The sequence below is a fragment of the Actinokineospora sp. genome (assembly GCF_050699995.1).
Taxonomy (GTDB): domain Bacteria; phylum Actinomycetota; class Actinomycetes; order Mycobacteriales; family Pseudonocardiaceae; genus Actinokineospora.
On record NZ_JBOHGC010000143.1, the window covers coordinates 1 to 8,284 of the forward strand.

Below are 8,284 nucleotides of genomic sequence, written 5' to 3' on the forward strand. Positions count from 1 at the left end.
GCGGCCGGTGAACTCGTCGACGATCAGGACCTCGCCGTTGCGGACGATGTAGTCCTTGTCCTTCTTGTAGAGCTCCTTGACCTTCAGCGCGTTGTTCAGGTAGCCCACCAGTGGGGTGTTCGCGGCCTCGTAGAGGTTCTCGATGCCGAGCTGGTCCTCGACCAGCGACACGCCCTTCTCGGTGATGCCGACGGTGCGCTTGCGCTCGTCGACCTCGTAGTGGACGTCCTTCTTCAGCATCGGCGAGAGCCGCGCGAACTCCTGGTACCAGCGCGAGGACTGGTCGGCCGGGCCGGAGATGATCAGCGGCGTGCGGGCCTCGTCGATCAGGATGGAGTCGACCTCGTCGACCACGGCGAAGTGGTGGCCGCGCTGGACCATGTCGTCGAGGCTCCACGCCATGTTGTCGCGCAGGTAGTCGAAGCCGAACTCGTTGTTCGTGCCATAGGTGATGTCGCAGTTGTAGGCCTCGCGGCGCTCCGCCGGGGTCATGTCCGACAGGATCGCGCCGACGGTCAGGCCGAGGAAGCGGTGGATGCGTCCCATCCACTCCGCGTCACGCTTGACCAGGTAGTCGTTGACGGTGATGACGTGGACGCCCTCGCCCGCCAAGGCGTTGAGGTAGGACGGCAGCACGCAGGTCAGGGTCTTGCCCTCACCGGTGCGCATCTCGGCGACCTGGCCGAGGTGCAGTGCGGCGCCACCCATGAGCTGGACATCGAAGTGCCGCTGGCCCAGGACCCGCTTCGCACCCTCCCGCGCCACGGCGAACGCCTCGGGCAGCAGGTCGTCGAGGGTCTCGCCCTCGGCGTAGCGCTTGCGGAACTCCTCGGTCTTGCCGCGCAGCTCGTCGTCGGTCAGACCCGCGACGTCATCCTCGAGCGAGTTGATGTGCGCTGCGATGTTGCGCAGACGCTTGAGCATCTTGCCCTCGCCCGCGCGCAGAATTCGGGACAGCACCATCCGGTCGACCTCGCTAGCTGATAGTCGTGCGCCCGCTGCGGACGCTCCTGTACGTCATCGTAGGCAACCGACGCCGCAGCGTGCACCGACGCTTGTCGGCAGCGCGCAGGGTACCCGGCTCGGCTCCACCTCCGGACAAACGCCTCAACGCCCCCGATGGTTCCGTACTCCGGCCCCGGACACGCCGGTGCCCCGGAGCCGACACGCTCCGGGGCACCGATCGGTCGTGGGCGGGCCGGATCAGACCAGCTTGATCACGCCGTAGTCGAATCCCCTGCGGCGGTACACGACGCTGGGAGTTCCCGAGTCCGCGTCGGCGAAGAGGTAGAAGTCGTGTCCGACCAGTTCCATCTCGTAGAGGGCCTGGTCGACGGTCATGGGCTTGGCCGGGTGCTCCTTTTCCCGGACTACGCGCCCTGGCAGATTGTCGGCAGCCTGGTCCTCCCAGCGCTGCTGCTCGGGGAGTTCGGGCATCCCCTCGAATTCGGGCGCGTCCAGCACGGCGAGCTGCGCCGCTCGCCTGCCGTTGGTCTCGCGCGAGCCGTTCGCGACGGCGGATGTCGCCTCGGCGACCGAGGCGGGGCTGCGTCGCCCGTGGTGAACACGCCTGCGGTCGTGCGATCGGCGAAGCCGGTTCTCGAGTTTTGCCACGGCTTGGTCCAGCGCGGCGTAGAAGTCGCCCGCACATGCCTCGGCGCGAACCGCCGGGCCCTTGCCCTTGCCGGTGATCTCGACCCGCTGGCAGTTCTTCGACTGCCTGCGGTTGGGCTCATGGAACAGCTCCACGTCGAAGCGGATGACCTTGCGGTCGTACCGCTGCATTCGGGTCAGCTTGTCCTCGACGTGCACTCGGTAATGCTCCGGCACCTCGACGTTACGGCCCTTAACCACGATGTCCATACACGACCTCCCTCGCTGCTTGCGAGCCTTGGATCCGCCGAAACTGCGGCGCCGGTATGTCTGGATTCGACGTCCAGAGCGGGGGCGTGACCTGGGGAGAGAGATCTCCGGGAGGTTCAGCGCTCCACCGGCGCCAGGGTCATGGGCTGATCGCCTCCTCCCTGCGAACGGGAACGCTGATAGCGCTGAACGCTAGCTCGGGTTTCGGTTCTGCAACAGCCCCCGAGGCGGGGGACATCCGAGAGCGACCGAGAATCACGCCGTGCGACTGCCTCGCAGGTAGCCAAGGCCCTGCACCGCGACACGCCGCCGGACGGGTGGCTGGTGATTCACCCCGTTGGCGCAAACTGGCCCACTGAGCGGCGTAGAAGGTTGCTGCAAACGCCTGAAACGTGCGTACCTCCGATGGAGTCTCCGGTCGGTTCGCGTGACGCCTCATACATGGCCAACGGCTGTCGGCGCGGCTTGGTTCCCGGACCCAGGTTCACCCGTGTGGGTGTATTCGGTGGCTTAGACCGTGTCGGTGAAAGCGAGGATCGCGACCACCGGAATGTCCGCTTCGCCGAGTGCGCGCACGCAGGCGGCGGCTGTCGCACCGGTCGTGACCACGTCGTCGAGGAGGATCGTGGGGGTGCCGGGCGGAGGCGTGTTCCGCCGGATGACCGACACGGCACCGCGCAGGTTCGCGGTTCGCTGGCTTGGGGTGAGGCCGACCGAATCCCTGGTCCCGCTCACCCGGAGCGCGGGCGCGACGTGCGCGGGAATGCCCTGCCGCGCGAGTTCCCGAGCGGTGTGGTCCGCGGCTCGGAGCATGTGGTTGCCGCCCCTGCCCGCCGCCGCTGCGGCTCTGGACGGCGCCGGGATCAGCCAGACATCGTCGGCCCACGCCGGGGCTTGCTCCGCAAGTCGAATGAGGCCGTCGGCGAGGCCGCCGCCCAGGATGGGAGCGAGTTCGCGTCGGTTGTCCTTGTAGGCGAGGACGAGCCTACGCGCCGGGCCCGCGTAGGGGGCCAGGGCGTAGGCGGGGGTGGTGAGCGAGCTTCGCTCCACCGATCTCAGGGTGGTGGTCGTGCGGGCGCAGTGGTGGCACCAGCGGGTGTCGGGGGCGTCGCAGCCCGCGCAGCGCCTCGGGAGGATCAGGTCCAGAAAGGTCATGGACTGACGATCGCCCGCGGCACCGACAGCAGGCTCCCGTTGTCCACAAGGCCTGTGGACAACTGGATGCGGCTCAGCCTGGGAAGAAGGGCTGCGAGCCGGGGCCCTGACTGTGCTGGTGGGCCTGCCAGACCTTCCCGGCCTCCTGGGTCGACCACATGCCGGAGCCGTCGGTCACCACGGCCGGTCTGCTCGGTGCGGCGGTGATCGCGGTGACGGGCAGGGTCAGGGTGGAGCTGTTGTACGGGTTCACCGTCAGGCCGTCGATGGGCAGGCTCGCCACGGGCATGGTGTTCGACTCCGTGGCGACGATCAGCGCCACCTTGTTGAGCCAGTCGAGGCTGATGACCTCTTTGACCTTGCCGCCCTGCAGGGTGCGCGGGAGGCGGATCGCCACCGCGTCGTTGGTGCGGACCACCGAGGCGACCTTGACCTCGCCGTTGACCACCGCCGCCACCCGGACGCCGTCTCGGGACAGGCGGAGCTGGGTGATGGTGCCGCCGTCGGCCGTCAGCTCCGAGGCGTCCACGGAAAGGTCTTCCCAGGTGCCTTCGGAGGTTCGCACGGCCCGCACGACCACGGTCCCGTCCAGCACCGTCCAGACCTCGCCGCCGCCATTGGCGTCACCGAGCAGCCAGGTGGGGCGGGTGAGGGTGGCGGCGGGTGGGAGGCCGATTTCCGGGAGTTCGGCGTTGATCTTGCCGATGCGCAGGCCCATGCCATTGGGGGTGCGGTGCACCACCGCGAGCTGGCTGCCGTCGAGGGACTGGGCGGCGCTGACGATGTCGTACGCGCCCGCGCCCGCGGGGCCCTCGATGGGTTTGCCGTCGCGCATCGAGCGGATCGTGCGACCGGCGACCACCAAGCCCAGCAAGTCCGCTTTCGGGTTGGCCAGGACGTCGTACGAGCCCACGTCGGCTGGTCGCCAGTCGCCGTGTTGGGGAACCAGTTCGCGGCCTTCGGTGGTGAGCCGGAGCGGGCTGGTGGTGACCTCGGAGACCGACTTGACGATCTGGGCCGCCATCCGCTGGCGGTCCTCGATCGACTTGTCGACCTGGGTCAGGTTGATCAGGATCGCGCCGTCGTTCTCGCGGACGACGTTGGTGCGCAGGTCCACGCCTTCCAGCTGACTTCGGACCGCGCCCTTGAGGGAGTCTGACGGGCCCGCCAGGAGCAGGCGCATCACCCGGCCCTCGATGCCCTCGCTCGGCTCGATCTCAACGTAGCGGGGGTCGGAGACCATGACCCGCTGCTCCGGGTCGAAGTACTGCAGGTTGACCCGGCGGTAGGCGGCGTCGAACTTGGTCTGCTCGATGAGCAGGACGTCCGGCGGGGTCGAGATGCGCCACTGGCCGTCCGGCTGGCGGCGCACGACGATGCGGTATTCGACCGGCTGGACGCCCGGGTAGAACGCGCGGTCGGCCTTGAGCCTGCCGATCTGGGTCGCCGTCAGCATGACGACCTTTTCCTCAGGGTCGGAGCCCTGGGCGGGCCGGGTGTCCTGGATCGGCGCGGGCGGGGTCTTGAAGCCGTCCTGCAGGATCGTCGGCTCCGGGATGCGCGGCCAGTGCTGCTTGGCCTCGTCGGTGAGATAGGTGCGGGCCGCGTCCGGGGTGCCCGCGCGGAACACGAACTCCTGCACCAGCGACAGCGGGTCGAGGTCCGGTGTCGGCTTGCGGACCACCCGCTCCTGCGGTCCGGGGGCGTCGAGGACGACCTTCGGCGGGGTGCGGTCGGGGATGTTGGCGCAGCCGGTGAGCAGGCTCGCGAACACCATGATGACCACGAGCAGGCGGTTCACGGCGACACCTCCTCCGGCACGCTCTGCGGCTGCGGCGCGGCGGTCGACGACTCGACCGGGGGCAGCGGCAGGGGACTGTCCGAATACTCCTCGTCTTGGCGTCGGGGCAGTGTGAGCCGGAAGCAGGCTCCCTCCCCCGGCTCGCCCCACGCGTCGAGGCCGCCGCCGTGCAGGCGCGCGTCCTCCAAGCTGATCGCCAGGCCCAGACCGGTGCCGCCGGTGTGCCGGTTACGTGAGGGGTCGGCCCGCCAGAAGCGGTTGAAGACCAGTTCGGCCTCGCCGGCGCGCAGGCCGACGCCGTGATCGCGGACCGTGATGGCGACAGCGTCGTCGTCGGCGGCCAGGCACAGCTCGACCGGCCTGCCCTCGCCGTGGTCGATCGCGTTCGCCAGCAGGTTGCGCACGATGCGCTCGACCCGGCGCGGCTCGACCTCGGCGACGACCTCGTCGTCGGGCAGGTCGATGACCACCTCGGAGCCGGAGCGGCGGGCGATGACCCGGACGGACTCCACCGCGCGGCGGGCGATGGCGCGCATGTCGGAGTACTCGGACACAAGTTCCTCGACGCCCGCGTCGAGTCGGGAGATCTCGAGGAGGTCGGCGAGGAGGGTCTCGAACCGGTCCAGTTCGTCGACGAGCAGCTCGGTCGAGCGGGCCAGGCCCGCCGGGAACTGCTTGCGCGAAGCGTGCAGGACGTCGGCGGCCATGCGGACGGTCGTCAGCGGGGTGCGCAGCTCGTGCGAGACGTCGGAGGTGAAGCGGCGCTGCAGCTGGCCGAACTCCTCGAGCTGGCGGATCTGCCGCTCGATGCTCTCGGCCATCTCGTTGTAGGACTGGGCCAGCCGGGCGACGTCGTCCTCCCCGGCCACGACCATGCGCTCGTCCAGCTCACCGTCGGCGAACCGCTCGGCGGCGCGAGCGGCGCGGCGGACCGGGAGCACGACCTGGCGGGTGACCAGGTTGGTGATGCCCGCGAGCAGCAGCATCAGGACCATGCCGCCGACCAGCAGGGTGCTCTGCACGACGCCGATCGTGCGCTGCTCGGCGGTCAGCGGGTAGAGCATGTAGAGCTGGACCGCCGGTGACGCGGTGGTGACCGGGGCGCCGACCATCAGGAACGTGACCCGCTCACCGCCGCGGTCGACGGTGTAGATCTGCGAGACGGTGTTGTTGTTGCTCGACAGCACGAACTCGCGCAGCGACTTCGGCACGTCCTCATACGGCCCGGCCACGTCGATGTCGGTCGCGGTCGAGCCGATCGAGTCGCTGACCAGCACCGGCTCGAACGCGCCCGCCGACCCCGACGGTGACTGCTGGTCGGGTGAGGCGGTGGTGAGCTTGTTGAGCGCGCCCTTGAGCCGGTTGGTGACGTCCGAGGTGGCGCTGATGCCGACGAGTTCCCGCTCGGCGACCTGCACGGCCGCCCGGGTCTGCTCGGCCGCGGCCGTCTCCTTGGCGCCGACGAGCCGCTCGGTGATCTGGCTCTGCAACACCATGCCAAGGACGAACACGACAGCCGAGCCCAGCGCCAGCGTGCTGACCACGACCCGCAGCTGCAGCGACCGGCGCCACAGGTCGCCGAACGCGGCGGAGCGGCGCCTGCCCGTCGCGACGAGCCTGGTCGCCGCGACGACGAGCGCGCGCAGCTGCCGGGTGAGGAACGCGCTCAACTCAGCTCTCTCACGGAGGGCCCGCCTTGTAGCCCACACCTCGGACCGTCAGCACGACCTCGGGGTGCTCCGGGTCGCGCTCGACCTTGGAGCGCAGGCGCTGGACGTGCACGTTGACCAGGCGCGTGTCGGCGGCGTGGCGGTAGCCCCACACCTGCTCGAGCAGCACCTCACGGGTGAACACCTGCCGCGGCTTGCGGGCGAGGGCGACCAGCAGGTCGAACTCCAGCGGGGTGAGCTGGATGGCCTTGCCGTCGCGCAGGACCTCGTGGCCGGGCACGTCGATGGTCAGATCGCCGATGCCGAGGGTCTCGGCGGGCTCGGACTCGGTGCGGCGCAGCCGGGCGCGCACGCGGGCGACGAGCTCCTTGGGCTTGAACGGCTTGACGACGTAGTCGTCGGCGCCGGACTCCAGCCCGAGGACGATGTCGACGGTGTCGCTCTTGGCGGTCAGCATGACGATCGGCACGCCCGACTCGCCGCGGATCGCCTTGCACACGTCGATCCCGTTCATGCCCGGAAGCATCAGGTCGAGCAGCACCAGGTCGGGTTTGAGCTCACGCAGCGCGGGCAACGCACGGGAACCGTCGGCCACCACGGCGGTGTCGAAGCCCTCGCCGCGCAGCACGATGGTGAGCATCTCGGCCAGAGCCGGGTCGTCGTCCACTACCAGCACACGTGCCTTCATGTGCACATCGTCGCATTGCGCGCGGTCAGCGCGTGGATCAGGGCTCAAGCAGGGTGGCGGCGAGGGCGGCGAAGTCGGTGTCGGCGGTCCCGTCGAGGACGTGCCACGGGGAGAGCCAGCCCTTCGCGGCCAACCCGTCGTAGACCGCGGCGCAGCGCGCCTGGAGCCCGCCGTCGGCCTCCCACTTGTCCCGCGCGCGGGCCTCGGTCTTCTCCCGGTGCTCGGCGCGGGCGACCGCGAGTTCGGCCGGAACGCGGAGCAGAAGCTGCGCGTGCGGCGCGGGAAGGGCGAACCGGTCGACCTCCAGGGCCCGGACCCACTCGACGAACTCGCCGTCGGCGTCCTCGTGCAGGCGGGCGGCGCCGTAGGCCGCGTTGGAGGCGATGTAGCGGTCGAGGAGCAGGACGTCGGAGGTGTCGATGGCGAACTGGAGGTCGGCGGCGGCGCCCTGGCGGTCCAGGGCGTAGAGGACGGCGGTGCCGTAGACGGACTCGCCGAGCTTGCCGAGCCTGCCGTGGAGGCCGTCGAGGACGAGGTCCGCGGTCACGGACTTGCCGTAGCGGGGGAACGCCTTGGTGATGACCTTGGCCCCGCGCTCGGTGAGAGCGGCGGTCAGCTTCTCGGCCAACGTGCGCTTGCCCGCGCCGTCCAGCCCCTCGATGACGATCAGTCGACCCACGCCGGAAACCCTACGTGGGCTGCGGTGTCTCGATCGTGCCAGCCCCGCTGTTGCCACCATTGGGCAGCGCGAAGCCCGAAGGGTGACCGTCCGGACACGCTTCGGGCTCACTTCTTCGGCTCTCTAAGCCTCCGCAAGAACGGTTTTACCACGCTGAACCTGGACGCCGGTGGACGAGACGTTCCCCGTACCCCATTCGTGGAATGTCCCCTCCACCGGCGTCATCCGCCCGCGGGCGGCAGGTGCTCTGGCCCACCCCTCGCTCAGGCCAGAACTTTGCATGATCGCTACGGCGGCCCGCCGCGTTACATGTCTGCCAAACTTTCTTCCGGATAGACGCCGGCCCCGGCACGCGGGTTGCGTGCCGGGGCCGGGGAAACGCCGGGACTTCAGTAGCGGTAGTGCTCCGACTTGAACGGGCCCTCGAC

Annotated in this window: 6 protein-coding genes and 1 pseudogene; all 7 read right to left on the bottom strand. The window is 69.7% G+C overall.

Annotated features, from left to right (window positions below; genetic code table 11):
• Nucleotides 1–963: pseudogene (locus ACRDSQ_RS08420) on the bottom strand (preprotein translocase subunit SecA); the annotation flags it as partial.
• Between the two features lie 240 nt (nucleotides 964–1,203).
• Complete coding sequence (gene hpf / locus ACRDSQ_RS08425; protein ID WP_431420210.1) at nucleotides 1,204–1,863, bottom strand: ribosome hibernation-promoting factor, HPF/YfiA family; 660 nt, start codon at nucleotides 1,861–1,863, stop codon at nucleotides 1,204–1,206.
• A gap of 510 nt (nucleotides 1,864–2,373) precedes the next feature.
• Nucleotides 2,374–3,018, bottom strand: coding sequence for a ComF family protein (locus ACRDSQ_RS08430; protein WP_431420212.1), 645 nt, complete (start codon nucleotides 3,016–3,018; stop codon nucleotides 2,374–2,376).
• A gap of 73 nt (nucleotides 3,019–3,091) precedes the next feature.
• Nucleotides 3,092–4,819: an LpqB family beta-propeller domain-containing protein gene (locus ACRDSQ_RS08435; RefSeq protein ID WP_431420214.1), complete on the bottom strand. Its 1,728-nt coding sequence runs from the start codon at nucleotides 4,817–4,819 to the stop codon at nucleotides 3,092–3,094.
• A complete protein-coding gene (gene mtrB / locus ACRDSQ_RS08440; RefSeq protein ID WP_431420216.1) occupies nucleotides 4,816–6,489 on the bottom strand; it encodes an MtrAB system histidine kinase MtrB in 1,674 nt (557 codons plus the stop codon). Before mtrB ends, ACRDSQ_RS08435 begins: the two co-directional genes overlap by 4 nt.
• A 10-nt stretch (nucleotides 6,490–6,499) precedes the next feature.
• On the bottom strand, nucleotides 6,500–7,177 hold the full coding sequence (gene mtrA, locus ACRDSQ_RS08445) for an MtrAB system response regulator MtrA (protein ID WP_054056022.1): 678 nt from the start codon (nucleotides 7,175–7,177) through the stop codon (nucleotides 6,500–6,502).
• 37 nt (nucleotides 7,178–7,214) lie between these two features.
• Entirely contained in the window at nucleotides 7,215–7,856 is a 642-nt protein-coding gene (locus ACRDSQ_RS08450; protein WP_431420217.1) for a dTMP kinase, read from the bottom strand.
• Nucleotides 7,857–8,284 lie beyond the last annotated feature (428 nt).